The organism is Microcoleus sp. Pol12A5, from assembly GCF_036701435.1.
Lineage (GTDB): Bacteria > Cyanobacteriota > Cyanobacteriia > Cyanobacteriales > Microcoleaceae > Microcoleus.
Genome location: NZ_JAUBQU010000025.1, coordinates 42,150 through 68,324, shown reverse-complemented (window position 1 = coordinate 68,324; position 26,175 = coordinate 42,150). Strand labels below are relative to the sequence as shown.

23 protein-coding genes are annotated in these 26,175 nt (G+C 46.9%); 12 read left to right on the top strand and 11 right to left on the bottom strand.

Features of this window, described 5'->3' with window-relative positions:
- Nucleotides 1-159 precede the first annotated feature (159 nt).
- The 4 genes from QUA45_RS09565 to QUA45_RS09550 form a co-directional block, all read right to left on the bottom strand.
- Nucleotides 160-429 carry a hypothetical protein gene (locus QUA45_RS09565; RefSeq protein ID WP_333220446.1) on the bottom strand — a complete coding sequence of 90 codons (270 nt, stop codon included), beginning with the start codon at nucleotides 427-429 and terminating at the stop codon, nucleotides 160-162.
- A 252-nt stretch (nucleotides 430-681) separates the two neighbouring features.
- A complete protein-coding gene (locus tag QUA45_RS09560) occupies nucleotides 682-957 on the bottom strand; it encodes a MoaD/ThiS family protein (RefSeq protein WP_333096163.1) in 276 nt (91 codons plus the stop codon).
- A gap of 135 nt (nucleotides 958-1,092) precedes the next feature.
- A complete protein-coding gene (gene thrC, locus QUA45_RS09555; protein ID WP_333096162.1) occupies nucleotides 1,093-2,391 on the bottom strand; it encodes a threonine synthase in 1,299 nt (432 codons plus the stop codon).
- A gap of 370 nt (nucleotides 2,392-2,761) precedes the next feature.
- Nucleotides 2,762-3,022: a MoaD/ThiS family protein gene (locus tag QUA45_RS09550; protein WP_015179186.1), complete on the bottom strand. Its 261-nt coding sequence runs from the start codon at nucleotides 3,020-3,022 to the stop codon at nucleotides 2,762-2,764.
- 494 nt (nucleotides 3,023-3,516) lie between these two features.
- Here QUA45_RS09550 and QUA45_RS09545 point away from each other — a divergent pair, with 494 nt between their 5' ends.
- A complete protein-coding gene (locus tag QUA45_RS09545) occupies nucleotides 3,517-3,804 on the top strand; it encodes a hypothetical protein (protein WP_006632921.1) in 288 nt (95 codons plus the stop codon).
- Between the two features lie 539 nt (nucleotides 3,805-4,343).
- Here the strand turns inward: QUA45_RS09545 and QUA45_RS09540 are convergent.
- Nucleotides 4,344-5,720 (bottom strand): cytochrome P450, encoded by a 1,377-nt coding sequence (locus QUA45_RS09540; RefSeq protein WP_333096161.1) that lies wholly within the window; start codon nucleotides 5,718-5,720, stop codon nucleotides 4,344-4,346.
- A 138-nt stretch (nucleotides 5,721-5,858) separates the two neighbouring features.
- Nucleotides 5,859-6,464, bottom strand: a complete 606-nt coding sequence (locus QUA45_RS09535) for a hypothetical protein (RefSeq protein ID WP_333096160.1) — start codon at nucleotides 6,462-6,464, stop codon at nucleotides 5,859-5,861.
- Between the two features lie 686 nt (nucleotides 6,465-7,150).
- On the opposite strand from QUA45_RS09535, the gene QUA45_RS09530 reads away from it, so the two are divergent.
- The 6 genes from QUA45_RS09530 to QUA45_RS09505 all read left to right on the top strand — a co-directional run bounded on the left by QUA45_RS09530 (nucleotide 7,151) and on the right by QUA45_RS09505 (nucleotide 12,870).
- Nucleotides 7,151-7,717: a COP23 domain-containing protein gene (locus QUA45_RS09530; protein ID WP_333096159.1), complete on the top strand. Its 567-nt coding sequence runs from the start codon at nucleotides 7,151-7,153 to the stop codon at nucleotides 7,715-7,717.
- Nucleotides 7,718-7,892: 175 nt separating this feature from the next.
- The gene (locus tag QUA45_RS09525) at nucleotides 7,893-8,057 is read left to right on the top strand and encodes a hypothetical protein (protein ID WP_333096157.1); all 165 of its coding nucleotides are present in this window, start codon (nucleotides 7,893-7,895) and stop codon (nucleotides 8,055-8,057) included.
- An 18-nt stretch (nucleotides 8,058-8,075) separates the two neighbouring features.
- Nucleotides 8,076-8,417, top strand: coding sequence for a hypothetical protein (locus QUA45_RS09520; RefSeq protein WP_333220444.1), 342 nt, complete (start codon nucleotides 8,076-8,078; stop codon nucleotides 8,415-8,417).
- A 99-nt stretch (nucleotides 8,418-8,516) separates the two neighbouring features.
- Complete coding sequence (locus QUA45_RS09515) at nucleotides 8,517-9,740, top strand: COP23 domain-containing protein (protein ID WP_333096155.1); 1,224 nt, start codon at nucleotides 8,517-8,519, stop codon at nucleotides 9,738-9,740.
- Between the two features lie 210 nt (nucleotides 9,741-9,950).
- A complete protein-coding gene (locus tag QUA45_RS09510) occupies nucleotides 9,951-12,191 on the top strand; it encodes a phosphoketolase (RefSeq protein WP_333096154.1) in 2,241 nt (746 codons plus the stop codon).
- 79 nt (nucleotides 12,192-12,270) lie between these two features.
- Nucleotides 12,271-12,870, top strand: a complete 600-nt coding sequence (locus QUA45_RS09505) for a Uma2 family endonuclease (RefSeq protein WP_333096153.1) — start codon at nucleotides 12,271-12,273, stop codon at nucleotides 12,868-12,870.
- Nucleotides 12,871-13,467: 597 nt separating this feature from the next.
- Here the strand turns inward: QUA45_RS09505 and QUA45_RS09500 are convergent.
- The 3 genes from QUA45_RS09500 to QUA45_RS09490 all read right to left on the bottom strand — a co-directional run bounded on the left by QUA45_RS09500 (nucleotide 13,468) and on the right by QUA45_RS09490 (nucleotide 18,232).
- Nucleotides 13,468-14,289 (bottom strand): methyltransferase domain-containing protein, encoded by an 822-nt coding sequence (locus QUA45_RS09500; protein ID WP_333096152.1) that lies wholly within the window; start codon nucleotides 14,287-14,289, stop codon nucleotides 13,468-13,470.
- Nucleotides 14,290-14,511: 222 nt separating this feature from the next.
- Nucleotides 14,512-16,476 (bottom strand): cation:proton antiporter domain-containing protein, encoded by a 1,965-nt coding sequence (locus tag QUA45_RS09495; RefSeq protein ID WP_333220442.1) that lies wholly within the window; start codon nucleotides 16,474-16,476, stop codon nucleotides 14,512-14,514.
- Nucleotides 16,477-16,969: 493 nt separating this feature from the next.
- The gene (locus tag QUA45_RS09490) at nucleotides 16,970-18,232 is read right to left on the bottom strand and encodes a GH25 family lysozyme (protein WP_333096150.1); all 1,263 of its coding nucleotides are present in this window, start codon (nucleotides 18,230-18,232) and stop codon (nucleotides 16,970-16,972) included.
- Between the two features lie 112 nt (nucleotides 18,233-18,344).
- Between QUA45_RS09490 and QUA45_RS09485 the strand changes: the two genes are divergently transcribed.
- Together QUA45_RS09485 and QUA45_RS09480 are read left to right on the top strand one after the other, a co-directional pair.
- Nucleotides 18,345-18,839: a DUF427 domain-containing protein gene (locus tag QUA45_RS09485; RefSeq protein ID WP_333066819.1), complete on the top strand. Its 495-nt coding sequence runs from the start codon at nucleotides 18,345-18,347 to the stop codon at nucleotides 18,837-18,839.
- A 385-nt stretch (nucleotides 18,840-19,224) separates the two neighbouring features.
- The gene (locus QUA45_RS09480; protein WP_333220440.1) at nucleotides 19,225-20,337 is read left to right on the top strand and encodes a diguanylate cyclase domain-containing protein; all 1,113 of its coding nucleotides are present in this window, start codon (nucleotides 19,225-19,227) and stop codon (nucleotides 20,335-20,337) included.
- An 18-nt stretch (nucleotides 20,338-20,355) separates the two neighbouring features.
- Here the strand turns inward: QUA45_RS09480 and QUA45_RS09475 are convergent, their stop codons facing one another.
- Both QUA45_RS09475 and QUA45_RS09470 read right to left on the bottom strand, forming a co-directional pair.
- A complete protein-coding gene (locus tag QUA45_RS09475) occupies nucleotides 20,356-20,550 on the bottom strand; it encodes a helix-turn-helix transcriptional regulator (protein ID WP_333220438.1) in 195 nt (64 codons plus the stop codon).
- Between the two features lie 308 nt (nucleotides 20,551-20,858).
- Nucleotides 20,859-21,875 carry a methyltransferase domain-containing protein gene (locus tag QUA45_RS09470; protein ID WP_333220436.1) on the bottom strand — a complete coding sequence of 339 codons (1,017 nt, stop codon included), beginning with the start codon at nucleotides 21,873-21,875 and terminating at the stop codon, nucleotides 20,859-20,861.
- A 585-nt stretch (nucleotides 21,876-22,460) separates the two neighbouring features.
- Between QUA45_RS09470 and trxB the strand changes: the two genes are divergently transcribed.
- From trxB to QUA45_RS09455, 3 genes are all read left to right on the top strand, one after another.
- On the top strand, nucleotides 22,461-23,831 hold the full coding sequence (gene trxB / locus QUA45_RS09465) for a thioredoxin-disulfide reductase (RefSeq protein ID WP_333096145.1): 1,371 nt from the start codon (nucleotides 22,461-22,463) through the stop codon (nucleotides 23,829-23,831).
- 264 nt (nucleotides 23,832-24,095) lie between these two features.
- Entirely contained in the window at nucleotides 24,096-24,980 is an 885-nt protein-coding gene (locus QUA45_RS09460; RefSeq protein WP_333096144.1) for an ABC transporter permease, read from the top strand.
- A gap of 1,000 nt (nucleotides 24,981-25,980) precedes the next feature.
- Nucleotides 25,981-26,145, top strand: coding sequence for a hypothetical protein (locus tag QUA45_RS09455; protein ID WP_333096143.1), 165 nt, complete (start codon nucleotides 25,981-25,983; stop codon nucleotides 26,143-26,145).
- The last annotated feature ends 30 nt before the right edge of the window (nucleotides 26,146-26,175 follow it).

The following is a 26,175-nucleotide window of genomic DNA, read 5'->3' as shown; positions in this document are numbered from 1 at the left end:
TAAAATTTCTGCGATCGCATCCTTTTGCTCAGCTACTTTGCTGCTTCCTAGTTTTGGTAACAGCGACCAGGATAAAGCGATAGCTCTTTTCTCCCATACCGCCGGGCGCTCGTGAGTATGTTGATACAGCCCCCGCCAGGTGCGATCGATAACAATTGATCAAGTCTGACCCACTTGGCAATAAGTAGTTAACCAATAAGTAATAATGGGATACCAAATCCGCTCGCTCGTTAATTGAGGTAAACTCAAGAACCTTTGTAATTTGCGACGCCGACTTTCGGTAGTAATCGGGTAGGGAAACACAGAGGCTAATCGTTCTAACTTTACTTGTCTTTGAGATTGCAGCAGTTCGAGCAAGATGCCTAATACTAAAAACTGAGCGCGAGTTAAGTGTTGTTGGAGATGTGTCTGATAAAATAGGGGTAGCATATTTTTTGATAGGTCGTTGCGAACCTTCTTCTGACCTATCTTTTTTTACCACAAGTCGGTTAACACCTCACTCTATCTTGGTTGCGGCGGGGTTGTCACCCCGCCAGCTCATTTAGTGTATCTTCATAGTGAATTGGTATCACTAAGTGAGCGAATAGTTTTTAACCGTCGATAAACGCAAATGAACGCAGATAGTAATTAATTCTATCTGCGTTCATCTGTATTTATCAGCCACCATCTGCGGTTGCAAAATCAGCCACCAGCAACTGCTGGAACAATGCTGACTTCATCGCCATCTTGGAGAGCAGTTTTTGAGCCGTCCAAAAAGCGGATGTCTTCGCTGTTGACGTAGAAGTTGAGAAATCTGCGGGGCTCTCCTTTTTCGTCGCACAGGCTTTTTTTGATGCCGGGACAATTTGTTTCCAGCGATTCAATTAGTTCGGAAATGTTCTCGCCGGCGCATTCGATGGTGGCTTGATTGTTTGTAAATTTTTGCAGGGGAGTGGGAATTAAAACTTTGACGGTCATTTTTTTAGTCCTTAGTCAGTAGTCATTTATTAGTTATTAGTCCTCAGTCATTAGTCCTCAGTAATCAGTCAGTAGTCATCAGTCAACAGCTTAACAACCAATGACTAATGACTGCCGACTACTGGCTAATAGCTGTTAAACCGAAACTTGTTGCCATTCTAAGCGTTCCAGTGTGCGGGCGCGTTCTAGGGCGCGCTCGAACGCTTCTAGTTTCGGTTCGAGGGTGATGGGTTCGCCGATGTAGCCTTGAACTGCTTCTTGCGTTTTCAAACCGTTGCCGGTGATGTAAACGACTGTGGTTTCATCGGGATTGATTTTACCTGCTTCTACGAGTTTCTTCAAGACTGCGATTGTGGTGCCGCCTGCGGTTTCAGTGAATATGCCTTCGGTTTCTGCTAGCAGTTTCATGCCTTCGATGATTTCGGTGTCGCTGACGGATTCAATGTTGCCACCTGTTTTGCGGGCGATTTCCAAGGCGTACATACCGTCTGCTGGATTGCCGATCGCGATCGACTTAGCAATTGTATTCGGTTTCACCGGTGTGACGAAATCACGACCTTCGCGGAATGCTTGGGCGATGGGGGAACAGCCGTCAGCTTGAGCGCCGCTGAACCGAACTTTCTTTTCGTCCACTAAACCGACTTCGATGAATTCATTAAAGCCTTTGTAAATCTTTGTGAACAAAGAGCCGGAGGCGAGGGGACCGACGATGTGATCGGGCAATTGCCAGCCTAGCTGTTCGGCAACTTCGTAGCCGAGGGTTTTTGAGCCTTCGGAATAGTAGGGCCGCAAGTTGATATTGACAAATCCCCAGCCATGTGTATTGGCGACTTCGCAACAGAGACGGTTAACTTGGTCGTAGTTGCCGTGAACTGCCATGACAGTTGGATTGTAAATCAGAGTGCCGAGGACTTTGCCTGCTTCTAAGTCGGAGGGAATGAAGACTACGCAGTCGAGTCCGGCGTGGGCGGCGATCGCAGCCGTAGAGTTAGCTAAATTGCCCGTGCTGGCACAGGATACCGTTGTGAAACCCAATTCTCTGGCTCTGCTGAGGGCGACTGACACCACTCTGTCTTTAAAGCTGAGAGTGGGCATATTGACGGCATCGTTTTTAATATAAAGATTTTTTAGACCGAGGCGGCGCGCCAAGCGGTGGGATTTTAATAGAGGAGTCATGCCGGTGCCGACATCGATGACGTTATCTGTAGCGACTGGTAAAAATGCGCGGTAGCGCCATATCGAGTTGGGGCCGGCTTCGATGGTTTGGCGAGTGACGCTGCGGCGGATGGCGTCGTAGTCGTACTTGACTTCTAGCGGGCCAAAACAGCAATCGCAGACGTGCTTGGCTTGGAGTTCGTACTCTTCGCCGCATTCTTTACATTTAAGGGCTGTGAAGGTTGCTGCTGTGGATTGGGTTCTGGTCGCCTGGGTCATAGCTCAACTCTCTAGTTTTGCGATGTTTTCTTAGTCTTGTGCAAGATTAGCACGGTCAATTTAGCCCGTCAACTATACCCGATTTTTTTAGTCGGGATTGATTTTTCAGTTACTTTTGAGTTAAACAGCGGTGTATTTAACTTAGATATTTGGGCGGACGGGACGCTGACCCCACAAGGATTTGACTTGTTTTCTGGATCGGGCTGGGAATCCAGATTGTCAGGCCCGCACCCGATCCCGATCGAGTTCAAGGATGATTTGCCGACGAAATTGTTACAAAACTTAATAAACCTTTTTTGGGATCGCAATTGGGCAGTCGTGCGATCGAACACAACTACAAAACCTCGAATTTTTGATTAACCAACTTAACCTAGCCGCCGCTGACGGGGGGGATGAGTACAACTTCGTCGCCGTCTTGGAGGATGGTGTCGGGGGAGACGAATTCCAGGTTGAGGCCGAAGCGGGTGCGGTCGCGCCATTGTTCTAATTGAGGATATTGGGCGATCGAGCTTTCGAGCACTTGAGACACTGGGGTTTCGGGAGGAAGTTCTAATGTAAGTTCCGAAACGCCGTAGGCTTCACCGAAGGCGGCGAAAAGTTTAACGGTGATGGTAATCGAAGAGTTAGACACGGCTGTTGAGTGCGATCGACAGTTTGGCAATTATCAACTACACCATACAATTAATTAGGAATTAGGCGCGCCGAGGCTTAGAATTGAAAGCGGCAACCTCTAGTTAAGTTTTACCCCAGCGGGTAAAGATGATAGTTGATTGCAGCAAAAAGTCTTAACAAGATTGTATGCCGATCTCTCTCACCAACCAAGCGTTAGAAGCTGTTGGCATCCAGTTAGATGCAGCTAGCTAAGGTCTAGTTGGCTGCTGTTGAGGCTAATGCGAGAATAATTTTTGAGGATGCGGTATAGATACTTGACAGTAATTGTGGGAGAGTACAAAAAGCTCGCACTACATTTAGCGGGCAACAACGCAGACAATGCCTTGTCAACCCGCTTCTCTTGAATAAAAATCAGGTTATCTAGTGCGGCTTAGAATTGCAAAACCTTTGCCCTGCTTAGTAAGCTAGCAGTTCTATCTAAGAAGAATACTGAAGTTAACGCGATATAAATATATGGCAAATAACGATTTTAAAGTGCTTCAAATTATTGAAGCGAAAGGCTGGTATGCCTTTGGGAGTACCAAGCAAAGCCAGCACGTTGAGAGATGGGTAAGACCTGTCGTGTGTTGGGTTTTAATAGAAGATAAAAAAAAGCGACGGGTTGTGACAGCTACCGCTAGCTATCAGATCCAGATTGACGACAAAGAAGTCGAGTTCTTTGCCCACGAAAGCGAAATTCAAGATCTGGAGAGTCTCCCGAAGTCTGTCTCGGTATCGGAATTTCTGAAAACAGAAGATTGAGAGAAGGACAGAAGGAGATAATTTAACAAATCATTAATTATTCCTTAGTGATTCCTTAAACTTGCTGTCGGATTCTATTGGAATTAGAGGCAGAAGCTCTAGATTGGGGACAGGGGTAGACGAGGACAGGAGGAGAATTTATACTTTTGCCTTGCCTTCTGCATCTTGTTCCCAATGCCTCAAGTAGCCCAAAAAATAAAGAGGCCGGAAGATTGCTGGCAATGCCAACACGCTTCCGACCTTGCTGAATAACAGGGTATGCATATGTTTTTAAAGTATGGCAGGCAGGCTTTTGAGATATCAAGAGGACTATTGCAATCACCCACTTTTGCTTTCAGGCTGTGTTTGCAAGGCTGCAACTATTTTAGACTGAAAATTTGAAAATTGAGAGGGGCGATGGTTACAGGTTAAGGATTATAGCTATTTATCTGTAGCGGGTGCTACAAAAAATGGTGGCATTTGCGGACGATCGCACCTTCTCCCTAAATGGTGGGCACTCAAAGCAGAAAGTTCGATCGCCCGCTGCCACCGCTGCGACATCAAACCCCACTAGCGACAGGTTCAGGCATCTGCTGCCGCATCCGCCGCCCCAGCAGGGCCATCCGCACGCCGCCGGCAGGTCCTAAAGTCACCCCTCGGCGTTTGGCCTGTACGGGCTTTTTCTCGGCCAATACTAGGTCGAAATCCCGCAAAATGGTGGCCAGCACGAGTTTCATCTCCAACTGCGCCAGCGCCAAGCCGATACAGCGGCGGCTGCCGCCTCCAAAAGGCAAATACTCGTAAGGCGAGAATTGCCTCTGTAAAAACCGTTCCGGTTTAAATTGCAGGGGTTCTGGATACAAATCCTCCCGTCTGTGGGTCAAATAAATCGAGCCGACGACAACCGTTCCCGGTTCGAGTTGATGTCCCATCAGTTCCACGGGCCTGAGCACTTCTCGCGCAAACGTCAGCATTCCCACCGGGTAAATTCGCAGCGTCTCCTGACAAACTGCACTCAGGTAAGGTAAGCGAAAAATCTCCATCGGGTCGGGATTTTCCCCCAAACTGTCCAATTCTTGCAGCAACTTCTGGCGCACGGAGGGCAAGTGGTGAATCCAGTAAAACGCCCAAGCTAGGGCCGTTGCTGTGGTTTCGTGGCCTGCAAACAGCAGCGTCATCAACTCGTCGCGCAATTCTTCATTCGTCATTGGTTGCCCGTTTTCGTCACGCGCGGCCATCATTAAGCTGAGAATGTCGGTGCGATTGGCGTCTGGTTGCAGTCTGCGTTCTTCAATTTCCGCGTCCATCAGTTCGTCAATTTTCCGCTGCCGCTGTTTCATGCGTCCCCAAGGACTCCAAGCGCCCCAATCTTGCTGCATCCAGCCGAAAAACAGCATACTCGATCGCAGGGGAGAGTTGGTCATATCGAGGACTGAGGCAAGTAGGGGCCTGATCTCTTCCAATCGCGGCCCGTCATCCATGCCGAAGACAGCTTGCAAGATTACCCGCATGGTGACTTCCTGCATCGCGCTGCGGGCCACAAAAGGTCGATCTACCGACCATTTGCTGGCAACATCTTGAGCTATATCGCAAATTAGTTGGCCGTAATTCCGCATCCGTTCCCCGTGAAAGGGTGGCATCAATAATTGGCGCTCGCGTTTGTGCCTTTCTCCCGACAGCATAATCATGGATTGTTCTCCCATCAAGGGTTTTAGGATGCTGTTCAGGCGGCCTGGAGCGTGAAACGCGCTGCTATTGAGCATCTCCTGGACAGCTTGGGGGTGGTGGATCATCACCAATGGTTTCCCGTTGTTCACTTGAGCTGTGAAAATGTCGCCGTATTGTTTGGCACATTTATCCATGTATGTCAGCGGATCGCCGATCCATTGAATTAGCTGCACAAGGGGTGGAGCTTTGGGGCCGTTAGGTAGCGTCATAGGAATTACCGGGGTTTGGGTCACAGGACTTAGCAGCATCAAGAAATCTCAAACGGTTTGAAGGTTTGTTCAATCCCTCCCAACGCTTTTTTTTAAGGGGAGAATTGCGTAAGTCCCATCTCCAATAATTTTAATAGCTTATTCTCGAACGGTGCTCAAAATATCCTCTCCAAGCTCTGTAAAACGAACAGTTTTGATTTGCCAAGGAGCATAACTGGTTAAAGTTTGGCGCACGCCCCCGAACAAACCTAACATCTGACAACTGGACAGATTTTGCAATTTCTGCCGCGAATTTCCGGAGGCTCGCAGATCCACGGTAGCTATTCCGAGGTTGCGATCGATCTTGAGGCGATAACCAGCCAAACCAAGACTATCGAAAATCTGCTGCTTTAACACTTCATTAACCGCGGATGACATTAACTGTTTGTCTGGGCCTGTAACTGTTTCCGGCTTCAGAGTTTGACACAGATTGTCTACCTTATAAACCGTAACGGTGGCAGTATTTTCTGAGAGGGCAGCACTGCCTAAAACTGAGGCAACAGAGTTAGAAGGCTGCGTTAATTGGCTCGATCGAGCCTCAATTTGATTTCCCATTAGCTGTAAGTGTGGGAACTGACGCCCGCTTGCTGGGAATTGCCTCTGGTTTTCGGCCGAGTTAGCTGCATCATAGCTAGAACAACTGCTAGCGCCAGTCAGAATTAATCCAGTCGCTAAATACCCGAACTGTTTGCAGATACGGTTCATAGTTTTTAATACTCAACTAAACGTTAGTGTACCGAGGATGAACTTTGGTGGTAGAAAGCACTTACTCCCTGATTACACTCACTTAGAAGTATTTCTAGGTATCCCTAATCCGGAGATGAAAACAAGTTAAGAGTTCTGGTTAATACGTTCAATTTAGTGTTCGATCAGGCACATAGGGTAATACCCCTCATCTGTGCAACCCAGGCGTCTCCGTATCTCAGCAGATAAAGCTAGCGACCTAGAGCTTAAGTGATACCAAATACCGTGTCAGTGGTCAGATGTACCGTTGCAATTCGAGCCATCCCAATGTCTGAGACCAAGAGCCTCTTTCCGGTTTGCGACAGCCTGAGTTGGATTAGTAGTAATGACAACATAGTTCAGACTGGCGGGGGCATTTTAAGCTCGCCTTCGGAGCGCTTTTTTAACAGCGCCGAAATCGCCGTTAGAGGGAATGTGCAAGTCGCGAACAATATCAAAACTTACGAATCAAGAGCAAAGAAACCGGGTTTTTTAACCAGGCATAAGAGCTGCAACGAAGTGTTTTCGTAAAAAAAACTGCTTTCTGGTCAAGTCGTGAATCACATAATTCCCCAGTCAGCCGATCTTTAACGAACAGGCGTCTCAAGGGTGTTATAGGAGCGTTCGCTGATTTTGTGCCAAATCTCATAAAACACAGTGAAAAAATCATGAAACAGCAATTATTGACAAAAGTTTTGGTGGCAACAGCGATCGCCCTCAGCGGCTTGACGGTTGCTTCTCAACCTAGTTACGCTCGGCGAGCACAGGGGGAAAGTGGATTTTGGTGCAGTACCTCGACCGGCGCGCCGGTGACGGTGTACCAAAACGCTCAAGGTGCCGTAGAGCCTTGGATTGAGTGGACTTCCGATTATTTCTCCGGTTCTGGGTACGATCCGGTAACTCGGTGTCAATTAGTGAGTCAACGCCTCGAAACCTATCGCCGCCGACGAATGCTTAAGTACATTACTGCAGGTCAGATGAACGGCCAGAACGTCATCTGCACGGCGAATCAAGTCAATGGGCTGTGTCAAAATTTGATTTATACCCTCAGACCCGGCCAAGACCCGATCGGCTCTTTGTATAATTTGTTGGCTTGGCGCCAAGGATATGTCGGGATGCCGTCTTTTGATGAAACCAGTAAAATTCCTTACATTGATGTCAGGGAAAAGCTAGGGGAAAAAATGGATGATGAGGCGCAACTGCCCCCTTTTTCCCCGCCGTCGGGACTGCCTTAAAGATGGAAAAATTTTCCATTTCGTCACCAATTCCAAGGGTGGATGTCGAAAACTTGGCGCGTTAAACAGCGGTACGCATCCAGACGGGGAAATCTTCTGGTTGCGGGACGATCGTCCGGCAGCAGGGGCAAACCTATAGGGTGCTGACTAACTAGCACGTTGTGGCGATCGGACAATGGTCACCGACGACGGTCTCCTCCACCCACTGCTAGGAGTTCTGAGGCGGCTGGGCGATATCGAGCCGGCGATCGTTCAGTTTCCCAGGGCGATCGAGTATAAAATAGCACCATTAAGCAGCGAGCCAGAAGCGGTGTCAGATCCCGTGCTGGCAGTCTCCTAGGGTTGCTGAGGTTGGGGCTTGGGCGGTGACGCGGACTTCGTTTCGGTGCTGCTACCCAAATCTTTGGCTCAAGGTTATAGCTTGGGCTATACAAATGAGGTTAAAATCGGCATGAGTGGCAGCCCGATTTTTAATGCCAAAGGTTTCTTGGTTGGGATTAACGGTAGGGGCAAGTATCGAGATCCAAATTTTGGCGTCTATGCTTTTGAAGATGGAAGTGATATCAAATTCGGTAGCATCGAAATTAATATTACCCACAGCTTTCGACAGGGCAGTGCCGTTTCCCTACCGCGATTAATTGTAGGGAAACGTCAGTGCCGTTTCCTATATATCCTTCCGATGTACCCGGATTTGATATGAATTAATAGCGGAATTATGGAAGAAAATGGTTAAATCCAGTTAGGGAATTCCGCTCGGTATATACTTGCAGTTCGCCTCGTCTTATCTAGGGAGTTATCGATGAATGTGTGGAGTTTGCGGTTTGACGCGCTAACAATCATCTTGACAGGTGCATTAACAGTGACGGCGGTTGTCAGCCAACAATATGCTGCCTGTGCCAAAACAGCCGAAGAAATTGCCCAGCTAGCGACCTTGACAACTGTGGAAGTCAACAATACGCTGGGGTTTTTTGCTAGCGGATCGGGAGTAATTATTGCCAAACAGGGTAATATTTACACTGTTCTGACAGCTAATCATGTAGTGGCAAGCCTCGCTCAAAAATACAGCATTCGCACTCATTTGGAGAAGGACTATGCTGCGATTAGAATACAGCGACTACCGAAAAATGACAGGGATATAGACTTGGCATTGATACAGTTTCAGAGCCGAGAACAGTATCCAGTAGCACCAATGGGCCAGTCAGAACGTGCTGTTGTTGGTTCTGCTATTTACGTTTCTGGCTATCCGCTGCCAATTTCGGGATTTGAACGAAAACTTGAGTTTACTGCTGGTATCATCTCTTCTCGCTTGGGGACCGCCTCATCGGGGTATCGTCTGCGCTACCAAGCTGTAACCAGGCGCGGGATGAGTGGCGGGCCTGTATTTGATGCTGATGGCAGGGTGGTAGGAATTCACGGCCAGGGGGATACTGTTGGCACAATTAGAAGTCAGTGGAACGGTCAGATTGAGGAGATAAAAACGGGGTTGAACGCGGCAATCCCGATCGATGCTTTTAGGGAGTTGCTATCACAAAATAAGCGTAACGGATTTGATATTCTCAGCAATCTTTCAATCAGCACCGCCTCTGGTCAAAACCAGCCGAGTCTGGGTTATGGAGGATTTGTGTGCGATACCTCGACGGGCGAGCCCGTGACTGTGTATCAAAATCCGCAAGGGTTCAGGGAGCCTTGGATTCGCTGGAATTCTAATTTCTTTTCTAGTTCGGGCTACGATCCTCTAACTCGCTGCCAACAAGTGACTCAGCGCCTTGAAAATTATAACCGAAATAAACAGCTAAATTATGTCACGGTGGGTATTGTAAATAACCAGAAAGCGATTTGCACTACAAGCCGCGTTAATGGGCCTTGCGAAGGTTTGATCTACACGCTGCGCCGCGATCAAGATCCGACTCCTGCACTTAGCAGTTTTTTTGTTTGGCTGGGGAATCAAAAGGCTGTGCCTTCTCTTTCTGAAAGCGGTACTGCGCTTTATATCGATGTCCGGGAACGGCTGGAACAATTTTAGATTTGGGAGTTGAGATGGATTAGTAATGGGTAAACACAGAACCCCGACTTATGCAAAAAGTCGGGGTTCTCAAACAACTACTTGTTAGCTTAAAAATTGAGATATTTTACTTATTTATCACTGACATAATAGAACTCATGATTTTTTGGAACGCGGAAGCTATAAAATTACTCTTACATTAATCGAATTCAAATTTTTTAGGTATCAAGCATGACAGCAACTACCCCGCAGGCAACGTCAACAACGCCCGCTTTTTGCGAAGGCATTCAATATTTTTCGGAAACACTCCCTGGTTTTGAGACTTATGGGAAAGCACCTGCGATCGCCGAGGGGAGCAAGTCGATCGCCGATCCTGCCGATCCCGTCGCCGTCTTTCAAACGATGCTGGGAGCAGACGCCCTGCGCTACCTGACGCTGCAAGTTACCGCCAGCAAGGCATCGGGACATCCGGGGGGTTTTGCTAGCCAAGCTGAGGCTTATGCCGCTTTGGTGATGCTCGGACACAAGAACATTGTCACCGAAGTCGGCCATCACGCCCCTGGCTTTTACAGTGCCATGTTTCTCGATCGATCTTTAGAGGATATGGGAATTGTTAACGTGCAGCAAATGCGCGATAAATTCCGAGAAAAAGACGGTTTGTTAGGGCATCTTTCCGGTTTCATTCCCGGCCTTTTAGCACCGGCCGGTCCCCTCGGACAAGGGCAGCATTTCGCAATGGCTGGAGCGATTTTGCACCGCGAAAAACTGTTTGCTTTCACAATGGGCGACGGCGGCATGGGCGAACCCTATCCGATGAGCAGCATGGCGCATTTCCACACTGCTTATCCGAGTGTTACTAACTTTTTGCCTGTGTTGGTTTGGAACGGATATTCTCAGGAACATCACAGCATGGTTTCGACTAAAACTAATGCTGAAATGATTGCTTATTGGCAAGGCAACGGTTTTGAAGAAGTTATCTTAGTTGATGCTAAGGAATTTGACGATAAAAATCAACCGGAAGATTATGTTGACAGCACTGCTTTTTCCCTCGAACAGCGTATGGCATTTACCAAAGCTGTTTTACAAGGAGTTGACAAAGCGGCAAAATCTGCTCTCGGCGGCAAATTAACTGTATTTATCATCAAACAGTTGAAAGGTGCCGGCGTCCACGCGCGCGGCGCAAAATCTCACAACCTTTATCCGAAAGATACGCTGGATGCTCCGCACATTATCAGTGCTTTAAAAGAGCGCGCTTTGACTGCTGGTGCTTGGGAGTTGGTGCGGACAAATTGCGAGCGTGCGGGCGGCGGGCCGGCGGCGAAAACAGTTGTTACTGAGTTTACATTGCCGCTGGCAGATTTAGGCGAATTACCTTTGGAAGAATTTGCGGTTGGGGGAGAACCGAAGATTTCGACAACAGCAATGGGGTTTTTGGTAGGGAAAGTTGGCGAGCGCGATCGTACTTTTCTTGTCACTAATGCTGACGGCAATGAAGCATCGGCAATTGCCAATATCAACCAAGCTCTCAAGATTATTCACCCCACGACAGATGACCTCTACAATCAATCGCCCAACGGTCAAGTTTACGAACCTTTGAGCGAAGATGCTTGCGCCGGTTTAGCCGTAGGTTTATCGCTATTTGGAGCGCGGAGTTTGTGGTGTTCCTACGAATCTTTTGCCATTAACGGTTTACCAATTTGGCAAACTGTAACCCAAGCAATGGCAGAATTGCGCCGTCCAACTCCGGCAACTGTCACCTTATTTACAGCGGGTGCATTGGAACAAGGCCGGAACGGTTGGACGCACCAGCGGCCGGAAATTGAGGCTTATTTTGCGGCGATGATGCGGAACGGAAATGTGTTTCCTTTGTTTCCACCGGATGCTAACAGCATTCAAGCTTGTTATGAGTGGGCTTTGACTGCTAAAAATAAGGGAGTTGTGATTACTGCAAGCAAGTCGCCACTGCCAATTCGCACTACTTTTGAACAGACTCGCCAAGGTTTGCAAGACGGTGCAATAGTGCTGCACGAAGTCGATTCCCCGCAAGCTCCCCACAATCAAGGGGGGAGCAAGAAAGTTGTGTTTGCAGTTGTCGGCGACATGACGTTAATGCCAGTGTTTGAAGCGGCGGCATTTTTGGAAACAGAAGGGATTGGAGTGCGGATTGTTTCTGTTGTGAATCCCCGGCGTTTGTACCGTGCTAGCGATGTTGCTTGGGATACTTGTTCGGAAGCTGACGGCGGCTTTTTGAGCGATGAGAAATTTGCCGAATTGTTTGGCGGAGATGCTTTGATTGGCGTGACAGGCGGTGCTTCTGGGATGTTGGAACCTGTGATGCTCCGCAGCAATTGCAAGCGGGATACTTTCGCTTGGAAGCGGGGGGAAACGACTGCTAGTGCTGGTCAGTTGATGGCGTTTAATGGGTTGACTGCTGAGGCGTTGACTAAAAGGGCGATCGAGCTAGTTCATTAAGTTAGAATATGAGTGAATGCCCCTGCCTGGTTTGTCCTGGGTAGGGGCTAGTAATATTTAAAATAGGATGGTGATACCTGTGACTGCACAACTTTTAGAAGAAAAAGGTACGCTTGCGGAACAGCGATTGCTTCTCCCCGGTTATTATACTTGGGAGCAATTTGAGGATCTCGAATCTTTAATGGCAGACTCTCCGGGTTTGCGGATAACTTATCTTGATGGGTGGATCGAGTTTATGACACTGGGTGAAGCACATGAGACAATCAGTTGTATTCTTAATTTTTTGCTACAACTCTACTTTTGTGAAATGGGAATTGAATATATTCCTGTAGGTAGTGCGACTCGCAGAAACCGGGCAAGAGATGTATCATTTGAACCAGACGAGTCTTATTATATAGGTTCAAGAAAAGAACATCCCGATTTAGCCGTGGAAGTAACGATTACTAGCGGTAGCACAAATAAACTAGCTAAATATCTGCGACTTCGCATTGCGGAAGTTTGGTTTTGGGAAAATAATCAGCTTGCTGTCTATCGGCTGCGCGAGGATGATTACGAGCAAGTTTCAAGAAGCGAGTTTTTGCCGGAGTTGGATTTAGAATTGTTGGTACGCTGCGTTTTAATGCCTTCAAGGATTGAGGCAAGGACAGAGTTTCTTAATGGAATTCGGCAAGTGGGTTGAATGCTGAGGAGGTGGTAAAAAGTACGATCGACTACGAGGGCCTCGCTAACGGCTTGATTGGTTAAGCTAAAATGTGACAGACAACAATTGACTCTCACAAACAACCTTTGCGCGATCGGCTCCCAGGATTTGTTAGATTGGTAGGTGTCAAGTTACTAAGCTCAGAAAGAGGAAATTTTATAGCTTTTATATGAAATCTTTTAGGATCGGAATTATTTCTATGTCTATTCTGTTGAGCTGCGTGAACCTGCGTCAATCCATTGTCATCTGCGATCCGAAAATTTCTCTTTTTAAAACCGCAGATGAGGGCAAATAAACACAGATTAACGCAGATGAATTAGATCGAGTTCGGTGGCAGCATCCGTGATGGTTGACTGTTGACTCGATTTGACCAGAACGATTCTACCCGATTTGAGCGGATACGATTCTAGAGCTATAGGTGAAGTTTTAACCTAATGCTGAGGGGAGAATTTATTCGGAAGTTTTTCTTGTTTTACTGTTAGATAAGTTTGCTTTGTTAGCTGCGAATTTAGCGATAGTGCTAGAAGCTTCGCTGTAGCGGAATATCAACGTTTAGTGAAAAAAATTGCCTTAATTTTATTCATTTTTTTCCCCGCAAGCCATTAGCCAAAAACTCATCATTAATCGTCTATCGCCCGCAGCTAAAAATTCATCCCGCGAAACCAGGTAGCTTTCTATGTCTGACTCTGAAATCAACCCCTGTTTGACCATTTGTAAAATGGGCCCGGAGTCCAGCAAAGATTCAAATGCTTCAATTCCGATAATATCGCTGTGGCTGACAGCCACTTCTAAATCAACGCTAACAAATCCAACTTCTTTCAGAAGCCGACACAGATGTCGTCCAAAGTATCCATGGCCACCCCGCAATGCCGTTACCTGGTTTAATTTCTTCTTGAGAGTCTCCACTGACAAAGGTGGATCTGTCAGCCAAAACAGATCCCCATCGGCATCGATAATTACCAGTTTTCCCCCAGGCTTCAAGATGCGGAATATTTCTCTAGCTGCTGCGACAGGATCGGGGAGGTGAAGGAACAGCAAACGGGCGATCGCGAAATCAAAACTGTTAGTAGGTAAACCCGTATCCCCAACCGATGCTTGCACGTAATTTACTCGACCGTCCGCTTTTCGGTGCAAATATTCTGCTGCTTTTTCCTGCAGTACGGGGTCAATTTCTACCGCTGTTATCGAACTGTTGGGCAGGAATTCTACAAGTTTTTCCGTGAAGAATCCCGGCCCGCTACCCGCTTCCATAACATTCATCCCGTCGGTCAAGCCGAACCACTTTAAAGTGCGCGCTTCCTTTGCCCAACTGAGGTGAACTTGAGCTTTTAACCGCTGGATTTCTGTCTCAAGGTCTCGATTGAACGTACTTGCTTGATACGAACCTTCTGCTGTCATAAAATTATCCTTCTTCTTGCTGGACGCCTAGATTTTATACCATTTTTCCAATCGTGCAACAGTAATCTTCGGGTGCGTAGCTGGCTCAATCCCTAAATTTAATCGACTTTTTTTCGGCGACGCACCCTACACATTGAATGGACGAAACAAACCCAAAAATTCTATGGTAGCAATAATTTTTCAGGCTTGGTATTAGCGCTAGTCAGACCTAGGATTAATGCCCTACCTAGAAACTGGTGGCTGCAAAATTTCCTTTTCCTTGGCTATTACTGATTTTTCTTCCAAAACCTGCTTTAAAACCGCAGCAGGAATCGGCACTTCTTCAACTACCTGATGCTTTTCCAAAGTCAAACGAGACTGAGACGAACCAGACAATCTTTTCAACAATTTCGGCGTCGGATCGTACAACAAATAAATTATTCGATCGCCTGCTTGCCAAATCTGAGTCGCCGACACTACTTGCAAGTATCCTTGCCTTTCCAGCAGCAGCGGCACCAACTCCCCGGCTTTAACCAAAGCTTGTAAGTGAGCAATCTGAAACTGCAATCCCTCTGTTTTTAACTCAGTTTCCCCCAATTTTACTTCGCCATCGCTCAAATATTCGTTCCAATCCTTCAGCGACAAATCCGAGACAAAAGCTTGATTAATTTTAGTCGGATTTGCAGGCGTATTTGCTGCTTGCGGATCTTTGGGAAAGATTGCCAAAACCCTCGGCGGTGCAAACTCTTCTGCCGCCCGCTGAGCTAACACTAAGTTTACCTCGCCGTTATTAGTCATTGCCAGAAAAGTTCCCATCGATTCTAGTCCGGCTTCTTCTAACACGCTGTGGTCGAGAGCACTGCTCAAAAACACCCGCAAACCCTCTCGTTCTGCTTGTGCACAAGCTTCCGGGTTCGTGTCGATAATTGCCACCGATTCTCCCCGTTCTTGAAACAAGCGAGCAATTAATCTGCTCAAAGGATTTGACCCCACAATTGCAGCACCGGTTGCAGATTTTGAGGTGATGCCCAAAAGTTGAGCCATCCGTCCGGCCGTTAGTCCCTGGACGAAAACTGTCATAATAATTGTTAGGAAAACTAAGGCTTTAATCGAGTCGCCACCGTTGATTCCCCGCTGGGTGAGCAAAATTGCAAATAAAGATGCGATCGACGCTGAGACAATTCCCCTCGGCGCTACCCAACAAACAAATAATTTCTGCCGCCAATTCAGTCCGCTGTTCCAAGTACACAGCCAAACGTTGATCGGCCGCACTACCCACATTAAAGCTAAAACTGTAAACAAACTTCCCCAACCGAGGGCGACCACACTAGCGAGGGATAAATCGGCCGCCAGCAGCACGAACAGCATGGAAATAGCCAAGACTGTCAGTTGACCTTTAAACCTCCTCAGCAGCCTTTCTTCCGGCACAGCAGCGGCTCTGAGGACGATGCCCGATACGACAGTTGCCATCAGTCCCGATTCGCTGCGGATTTCTTCTGCTAAACCGAAAAACCCCCACAAACCGGCTAAAACTACTAAGTTTTTGAGGTCTTCGGAGAGAAATTGCGATCGCTTGAGAATGAATCCCAGCAACCAACCGCCCGCAACTCCTACGACTGCGCCAACGAAAAGCCGCACGATTAAATCTCGGAACAAAACCACCAAATCAGCATTGCCGTTTAAAATAATATTCAGCACCAATACCGCCAGAATTGCTCCGACAGGGTCGATTAAAACGCCTTCAGCTTCTAGCAAAGCTGCGACTTGTTTGTCAACCGATACTTGTTTGAGCAAAGGACCGATTACTGTCGGGCCTGTGACTACTACTAGAGAAGCATACAAAAATGCGATCGGCCAGGGAAATTCCCCCAACCAGTGTGCGGCCATTCCGCCGCCTATTAGCGTAATTAAAGTGCCTACGGTAACTAAATTGCGGATGCTGCCGGAAAGTTTTCCTAAATCTCGCAATTCCAAATTCAAGCCGCCTTCAAACAGAATTAACGCTACGCAAAGCGATACCATAACTTCCAAACCGCTGCCCAGCAGATTGGGGTGCAGCACTCCGAAGCAGTCTGGGCCGGCTAAAATTCCAAACAGCAGCAAAAAGACGATCGCCGGAACTTTCAAATAAGCGGCGAGAACTTGAGCGCTGATGCCACAGATGACGGTCATGACCATCAACAGGGTGATGTTAAAGGAGATTTCCATAGATATAATTGTTACAGGCTGCCCGCTTAGTTTTAAATGTTCGATCGCGGGTAATTGGAGTGCAGGCGCTATTTTCGGCCCAGCTTACCAGCTCGGCACGGCACTGGATTTTTGCGAATAAGATTAAAAAACCTTGATATTGGCTATAACTTTATCAGATAATTCTCTTGGCGTCAAAGATGGCAGTAAGCTGTAGCTAAGCGAGAGATTGTCTGTTATGTTAGAGAGTCCGATGGGGATGCGGGCACAGAGGGAGAGGATTTGACGAATTTTGATGGGGAGTCAATCTTACATCTCAGATACCAAGATTTCCCTGCCTTTCCATTATAGAGGACTTCAACTCGCAGATTCATCTGTGGAGTCAATCTCCAATCAAAAAGCTCACATCTCAAATCGAGCACCCCCAGACTCATCTTTAGAGTAGATTTCCCCTCTAAAAGGTCAAACCGCAAGATTCATCTGTAGAGTCAATCTAAAATCTAAAATCTATAATCTATAATCGATTGGCATTCTGCCACCTGCGAAAAAACTCCGATAGAATGGTCGGCGAAATTCGCCCTTCCAGCCAATCTAAAGCCTGGTTTTGCTGGGGTGCGGCCCGATAAAATTTGCACGCATCTATTAACCGAATCGGAGAATTAGTGCCAGTAGATTGAGAGCGCCACTTTTGGGCAAACTCGGCAATAATAGCCGGAGAAATTTGTTTTTGCAGCCAATCTAAAGCTTGGTCTTGTTGTGCTAAACCGCGATAAAATTTGCCGACATCTATCAATCGCAAATTACTGTCTTGAGGTAAGGTAGTTGCCCGCCATTTTTGAGCGAATTCCCCTAAAATAGAGGTAGAAACTTGACTTTGCAGCCAAATTAAGGCAGTATCTTGGCTAGCGCTAGCTCGATAAGACGAAAATACCTGAGTCAGCCGCACGGCTGATATGGGAGGGGGAGTTGGAGCGGGAGTCGGCGCTGGAGGGGGGACAACTACTTTGGGAGATTTTCGCATCAAAGCGGCCCAGGTTTGGAGACTTGCAATGCCGTCTGGATTGAGACCTTGAGATTTCTGAAACGAGATGAGCGCCGCTGTGGTAGTGGCTGCAAATTTACCATCCATCGCACCTGGATAAAAACCTTTAATTCTTAATTCCCTCTGGATGTCTGCCACTTTATAACTTACGGCGCCTTCTCGGACACTTTCATAAATATTGGTGTCTACATTGCCCGAAACGCCGGACACGGTGCCTGTGTCGCTGTACTGCCAAAAAGTCCAAGTTTTCCAGCCGCCGGGAACCCAAGGTTCCTCAGCAGTGGTGTAGTGAGCAATCCACAGTGGGTAATCGGCAAACCGTTTTGTCCCCAGGTTGTCCCAGAAACCGGGGTAGGTGTAGATAATCGGCCGCATCAAGGTGGCTTTTTCGACTGCTTCTAGCCAAATTGCGGCTCGATCGCAAAATTGATCCACACTCAAACCGCCTGTAGTTTCCATATCCAAGACTGGCGGCAAATCCCCGACTTCGAGTTTGACAGTTTTGAGGAACAAATCGATTTGTTCTTGAACGCTGCTTGCAGGTCGAAAAAAGTGGTAAGCACCGCGTTGAATCCCCGCCGCTTTCATCGCCGCCCAATTGCGAGCGAAAGTTGGGGAAACTAACGTGGCACCTTCCGTCGATTTGACAAAACTGAAGACAATACCATCCCGGGCAACTGCTGGCCAATTGACATTGGGCTGGTAGTCGGAAACATCTATACCGCGAATACTCATATTACGAAGAGTTGAAAAAAGCTGGTTTGCTCTGAAGTAGCGACTCGATTAAGGGTACATTAAATTGTAATGCTAAGTCGCTAAGTGTTTTTTTCCAGGGGAGATGGTGCAAATGAACTTCGATCGAATAGATCCCGGTCCTGGTCAAGAGTCTGTTTGGGATTACCCACGTCCCCCTCGGCTTGAGGAATCGACCAAACACGTACAGATAATTTTTAATGGAGTGACGATCGCCGATACGCGCCGTCCTCAGCGGGTATTGGAGACAAGTCACCCTCCTGCCTACTATATCTGCCCCGATGACATCAAAATGGAATATTTGCACAAAACTTTACGGGGTTCTTGGTGCGAGTGGAAGGGACAAGCCGGTTATTACACTGTGACGGTAGAGTCGAAAGAAGTAGTAAATGCAGCTTGGTTTTATCCCAATCCCAATCAGGTTTTTGCAGCTATTAAAGATTATGTGGCTTTTTATCCGAGCAAGATGGATGCCTGTTATGTGGACGGGGAATTAGTGCAATCTCAACCAGGGGATTTTTACGGTGGCTGGATTACCAAAGATATTGTCGGCCCATTTAAGGGGGGGCCAGGAACTTGGGGGTGGTGAGAGAATGTTGAGTTTTGAGTTTTGAGTTTTGAGTTGATCGCAGCGGCACAAACCACGTTTTTTTATTACGCAAAACCTAGTTATAAAAACCTGATTTTTTGAGTTTTTGTGACCCGTGAATGAGTTGAGAAATGGCGGTAAAATCTTTTTTTTACCGTGCAAAAAGCAAACACTAAAAAATGACTAATAATTTAATAAATCTGTAATTGAGTGAGGAGGCATCAATCCAAGGCAATGCAGGCAGGGCATAAACTAACGCATGAGCTTATTCCCTTAAATGTATAGTGTAGTAAAAATACAGCCAATGGCAAAAAACAAATACTAAGATAAGTTAATAGTTGACACTAGCTTCGTTGCTGCTTTATTGTTTATTCGGATCTGCGCTGTGTCTGTTGAATTTATTGAGCCGTCTAACTCGCCCGAAAACTCACCCAAAAATTTATCTTTAGAGTCTACTCTTAAAGATCTGGCTCTATTCAATTTTCAGGTTGACTCCTCATATCTCGCCAAAGAAGTAGCTCGTTTTTTTCAATCTCACCCCCTGCTTCCGGGAGTTATCTTGACCGTAAATGGGGAATTTTTAGGGATGATATCCCGTCGGCGGTTTATGGAACGCATGAGCCGCCCTTACGGAGTAGATATATTTGCTTGCAGACCGATTATAGCCTTGTATCAAATAGCTCAAAGCGATATTTTGATTTTACCAGGAGTAGCCTTAATTGTCCTGGCAGCTCAGCGCTCCGTACACCGACCGCCGGAACAGCTTTACGAGCCGATTGTTGTGCAGTTAGAACCTCAAGTTTACCGACTTTTAGACGTGCATCAACTGTGGGTAGCTTTATCCCAAATTCACCAACAAGCTACTTGGTCTATGAGCGAACTTTATTACAATTTATCGCTTACGCAATCCGAGCTAGAAGCAGCTAATTCTCAATTAAAAGCAGCTAATTCCGAATTATATCGCCTTGCCAACTTAGATGGGTTAACTCAGATTGCCAACCGCCACTGTTTTAACGAATACTTACAGGAAAAATGGCTAGAATTGGGAGCAGCCGCAGCAGAAATATCTTTAATTTTATGCGATGTTGACTTTTTTAAGAAATACAACGATACTTACGGACATCAGGCGGGAGATGCTTGCTTGCAGCAGGTAGCCCAAGCTATTTTGGCAGCGGTAAATTACTCAGCAGGCAAAGTTTCGGGGGACACTCTAGTAGCCCGTTACGGAGGTGAAGAATTTGCGGTAATTTTACCCCGCACTTCGTCTGAAATAGCTGTTTGGATTGCAGAGCAAATTCGAGTTTGCGTAAAAGAACTAGAAATCGAACACCTTAATTCTGCGGTGTGTTCTCTCGTGACGCTGAGTTTGGGGGTAGCGAGTACATTTCCTCGATCGTCTGCAGCACAAAAAAACTTGATTGCAGCGGCAGACCGCGCGCTTTATCAAGCTAAAAACCGAGGGCGCGATCGAGTAATTTTAGATACGGATGGATTTTAGATTGGAAAATCGTTTCCATCACAGATTGGCTGGCAAATCGCCGATCGACCTGCCGATGCTAGCCAAAAATTTCTCCAAAGCTTTCATCTGCTTGACGATGAACGTCGGCACGTTCTTTCCCAACTCCCAACGACTGATTGTTTGCGACCAAACGCCAAGCTCTCGCGCCCAATCTTCCTGACTCATCTCCAGTTCTTCCCTGAGCTTCTTCAAATGCGACTATTCATCTTCTGGTCGCGGCACAGGCTTTTTCGGCATAACTTCGATCGCACATTTTTTATATAATAAGATGCTTAAGCATCTTGACTAAACAATAAATTGATTAGACAATTTTGGAAAGGAACATGAATCGATTATGCCTTACAAACAGCGTCTGAATTCCTAGGTTATTGTTCGCCTGCTTCCCAATTGACAATAGAAGCGTCGTGGGTCAGTTTCGCAGTTGGTCAGATTTGGACAAGTATTTAGCTTGAAGGTGTGCAATACTGCGTATAAAATATTATCGGACGATCGTCCCGTGCCTACAAAGACTCGCACCAAGCACGCTCCGCCGTCCAGTGCCTGTCTGAAGATTCATAAATCCTCAACCCATCCAACCCGGCATTTCGGAGCATCTCCTCAACTTCATCCAGCGTAAATGCTGCTTGCAAGGAATCGCTGAATAACTGTTTCTGATGCGTGTTGCAATCTCCCGCATAGATCTCGACTAAATGAACCCTCATTGCCTCATCCATAGGTCGGAGTAAATCGCGCAAAAATATTGCTCCGTTCGGTTTTAAGACTCGCTTGACTTCGCGCAAAAATGGCAGCGGATCTGCCAAATGGTGGATAATACTGTTGGAAATCACCATGTCAAAATAACTGTCTGGATACGGCATGGCCTTAGCATCGACTAATTCGAGACTAATTTGCGATCGCACGCCCGCCTTTTCCACATTTTCCGCCCCGACTTTCAGCATATTTGCCGACAAATCAATGCAAGTCAATTTCCATGCTGGCCGGAGTTGACAAAGGGCGATCGGAATTCTCGCGGTACCCGTCCCCGCATCCAAAACGTTTCCAAAAATCGGTCCCAACGCCGCAGCACTCTGAGCAAAAGCAGCATTAACCTCAGCAAAGTCCATCGAATCGTATTCGATCGTCTCTTCCAAGGAATCCATCACTTCCGGTTCCAAAACTCGCTGCATAAAATTTATCTCATTATCTGGCATTTTTATATAGGGGTTAAGTTTCGCCTGCAAAAGCTCGACTAACTCCGGTTCCATATATTCGTAATTGTCCGGGATTTGCAGACAAATAACTTTCTTGCCTTCGAGACTTTCCGGGAATTTGCTGCGGAGTCGATCGCCATGCTTCTTCTCCATCACAAATATCACATCTGCCCAACCTACAAGACCCTCAGTTACTCTAATTCTTGCACCTTTTTCCGTTCCAGCCGATCGCACGCTGTAGCCGCTAACATTCTCCCATATCTTCTCGGCAGTCAAACTCCTCCACTTATTCCGGCTGCACACAAACAATATCTTGATTTTATCCATTCAGATACAAATACAAAATTCTATGTTAATCGTGGCACGGCCGTCCCGCCTGTGCTTCCGAAGCGGTTAAAAAGTTCTATCGAATTTCCCCCCGACCGCACCTTACATACCACTAATCATGTACTTTGTCAAATTGACCCAAATATCCTTTACAATTCTTAAACCATAAAATGCGGATTTTGCATAAATAATTGTACTGGTTACATTTGCAGAGTTCGTTAATTTTACGATTTTAAAAGCTTTCAGCGCCAAAAATTTAAATTAGTTATAATGCCCCTGGATTGTGAAAATCTTACCATAAGCCTCAAAGCAACTAAATAGGTAAAATAATTGAGAATGAAGTCAATAATTTGGGTCATCTTTAGGTTTTCTTAAGATTTCAGCAGTCAAAATAGATCGAACATTTAAAACTAAATCGACTTTTAGATTGTTTTTGCTTATTAAAGTAGTTGTAATTGCCCCGAAGACCGATCGACCCTCAAAAATAGATACAGATGCTCGATCGCCCAATGACATCCAACCAAACTCGATCGAACTCTGCTAAAATTAGTAAAACGAAGTCGTTATGAGTTTAAGTAAATAGCTATGACCAACGAAACCGTAGAAAACCTAGTAATTATCGGCTCAGGGCCCGCAGGCTATACAGCAGCCATCTACGCCGGGAGGGCAAACCTGAAACCCTTAGTCTTTGAAGGCTACCAAGCCGGAGGCGTCCCCGGCGGTCAACTGATGACCACCACAGAAGTAGAAAACTTCCCCGGTTTCCCTGAAGGGATCACCGGGCCGGCACTCATGGATCGGATGAAAGCTCAAGCAGTGCGCTGGGGTGCAGAATTATACACAGAAGATGTAATTTCTGTGGATTTGACCAAGCGGCCGTTTACAGTGCGATCGGAAGACAGAGAAATCAAAACCCACACGATAGTAATAGCTACAGGCGCGACGGCGAAACGGCTGGGGCTGCCTAGCGAACACGTATTTTGGAGTCACGGCATTTCTGCCTGTGCGATTTGCGACGGCGCTACCCCAATTTTTAAAGGAGTAGACTTAGCTGTAATCGGCGCAGGCGACACAGCAGCGGAAGAATCTATTTATTTGACAAAATACGGCTCTCACGTACATATGCTGGTGCGGCGCGATCAAATGCGCGCCAGCAAAGCCATGCAAGACCGAGTGCTGAGCAACCCTAAAATTACCGTGCACTGGAACACCGAAGCAGTGGATATCTTGGGCGAACCGGGCGGAAAAATGGACGGGGTGAGAATTAGAAATATTGAGACGGGTGCCGAAAGCGATTTGCTGGTGAAGGGATTGTTTTACGCGATCGGTCACACTCCCAACACTCAACTGTTCCAAGGTCAGCTAGAACTCGACGAAGTAGGCTATATCGTTACCAAGCACGGTTCGGTAGAAACCAGCGTCGAGGGAGTTTACGCCGTCGGCGACGTGCAAGACCACGAGTTTCGCCAAGCCATCACCGCCGCCGGTAGCGGTTGTATGGGGGCGATGCTGGCAGAAAGGTGGCTGTCGTCCAATGGTTTAGCTCAGGAATTCCATCAAGCCGAGGAATCCGAGCAACCCGTCGCAGCGCCGGAAGCTCAAAAAGTACGCAAAACCAGCGAGAACTTTGATATCCAAGATACGCGCCACGAAGGAGGTTATGCTTTGCGGAAGTTGTTCCACGATAGCGATCGACTGATTGTGGTCAAATATGCCTCTCCGAGTTGTGGGCCTTGCCACAGCCTCAAGCCGATTTTGAGCAAAGTAGTAGATGAGTTCGAGGGCAAGATCCACTACGTGGAAATTGACATCGAAGAAGATCCAGAAATTGCTGAAAATGCTGGCGTGATCGGTACGCCGACGATTCAGTATTTCAAAGACAAAGATTTGGTAGCTGAGCTCAAAGGAGTTAAGCCGAAAAGCCAGTACCGCGAGTTAATTGCCAGTAATTTGTAGGAATTCGATCGATTTTAGATTTGAGGTTCGCTAAGAGAGATTTAACCTAAACTCGACTTGCGTCCCACCTGCCAAAAACCAGGTTTCTCCCCTGCGCGCCAGTCCCGTGCAGGGGAGAAACCGATTTTTTTTAGCCGCATCGCGCAAAAAAACCCGGTTTGTCGCGAGTGTTTGGCGAATGAGAAAGAGGATTTTTGACCGTTCCGGGTTTTTTCGCCTGAGTGCTACTAAAATCGAAAAGTCTTATATAGGTCGATCGTCATTATGGCTCAAAGCCGTCTCCGACTGCCGCGATTTCTCAACAGTGCCTCGCCCTCAAGCCTGTCAATGAAAATGATGTGGGCAGGTTTGACAATAACAGCCGTGTTTGTATTGGTAGCCACCTTGTCTCCAGCTATGCAAGCTTGGGGATGGCTGCAAAATCCTACCGAGGCTTTGATTAACCCCATCCACGAACCGCCCTCGGCGAATTATTGGTTCGGTACTAGCCGCAGCGGCTACGATGTGTTTTCCCGCACGCTGTTTGCTTCTCGCGCGGCTTGGCAAGTGGTAATTTTAGCCACTGCTTTGAGTTTGTTTATCGGTGTGCCGCTGGGTTTGGTTAGCGGTTATTTGGGCGGTAAGCTCGATCGAGTGTTGTTATTTTTAATGGATACAATTTATACTTTGCCGGGGCTGCTACTTTCTTTGACGCTAGCGTTTGTAGTGGGGAAAGGAGTTTTGAATGCTGCGATCGCCCTGAGCATTTCCTACATCCCTCAGTACTACCGCGTCGTCAGGAATCACACCGTCAGCGTCAAAACCGAATTGTTTGTCGAAGCCGCGCGAGCAATGGGTGCTGACACTTGGACAGTGCTTTCGCGCTACCTGTTTCTGAATGTGATTCAGAGCGTACCTGTGCTGTTTGCGCTCAACGCTGCCGATGCAATTTTAACATTAGGAGGTTTGGGGTTTCTCGGATTAGGACTTCCCGAAGCAACTCCCGAATGGGGACACGACTTGCGTTTAGCTTTAGATGCGCTACCTACTGGCATTTGGTGGACGGCTTTGTTTCCCGGTTTGGCGATGACTTTAATGGTGGTGGGACTGTCTTTGGTGGGGGAAGGATTAAACGAATTTGTCAACCCTCGCCTGCGGAATCAGCAGTAATTTGTCTCGCGGTTAAATTAAGTTGGCAGTCAGGACTTTAGTGCTTATTCACAAATATAAAAAAAACTGAAGTCCTGACTAGAAACAGGCAATATAAAGAGATGGTAATCTCTGCCCGATTAATTACTATATCTTTCTCTCAATCAGGTTAATTCTTTCTAGGTAGTCAACCTTCGTTGGGTTGTCAATATAGACGCGGATCGGAAATTTTGCTTGATAGCTTCATCTTCTAAAGGTCAAGCCACATAATTTAAACCAGAGCAGAGGATCAAGCAAGGCTCTGTGCTTTCTGATGAGACGCTGTAAATAATAACAAAATTTTGAGCATCGCACCAACGTCCTACCGTTCCATTGCTTTAAGTATCCTGGAGTTTAGGTCTTCTCTAACCATAGCAAGCACATCGTTAACTGGCAAATTTTTCTTCCCTGGCGGAGTTATCATCAGGCAGTTGCATCAACATCCGCTGGGGAATTTTTTGCGTCTGCTTGAAATTATCAAGACAATTGGGGAATGCTACCTAAAATTTATTGAGGGGCTTTATGGAATCTTCACAGTGTCACGATATATTTAAAGGGATCGTGAAGTTATACTTCCGGAAGATGGCGAATTGTGTTGTTTGTGAGAAAAAAGTGCGATCGCGACAGTGCGCACTGAAAGCCAAAAAATTTTAGAGAAATCCGCAGTCGAGAGTTGCGCGGCGGGTTAACTCTTAGTAGAATTTATCCGGGTGGTTTTTGCCATTGACGCGACAAACTCGTGTCGAACTGCTTAAATAAGAATGTGACGTTAAGAACTTAATGTGATTTAACGTCAAAATTAAACCCAATTTCTGAGATTTGAGCTAACTTAACAATGAAAGCCCCTGTTGCACTACTCAACCCGCAACGCTTCATGGGGGGTCAGAGTCGGTCTCTAATCCAGAGCGGCCGGCTTAAAACTAAAGCTACGAGCTTTATTCAATCGCAGATTGCGTATGATTCAATTCAGGGAAACAGGGTAATGATGGGTGTATCTACACGGATTGTATTGGTTCCAATTTGGGCAACTCAAAAATTGTCTGCTAAGTGTCTGGCCAACTACGCCGCAGCCGTTCACCCAGATATACGCAGAAAACAGCGCCGTTCGATCGTGCCAAAGTTTTTGCGGGCCGTTCTCAGGATTTAGCAGAGCCGGACATGAGTTAGTATTGTCAAG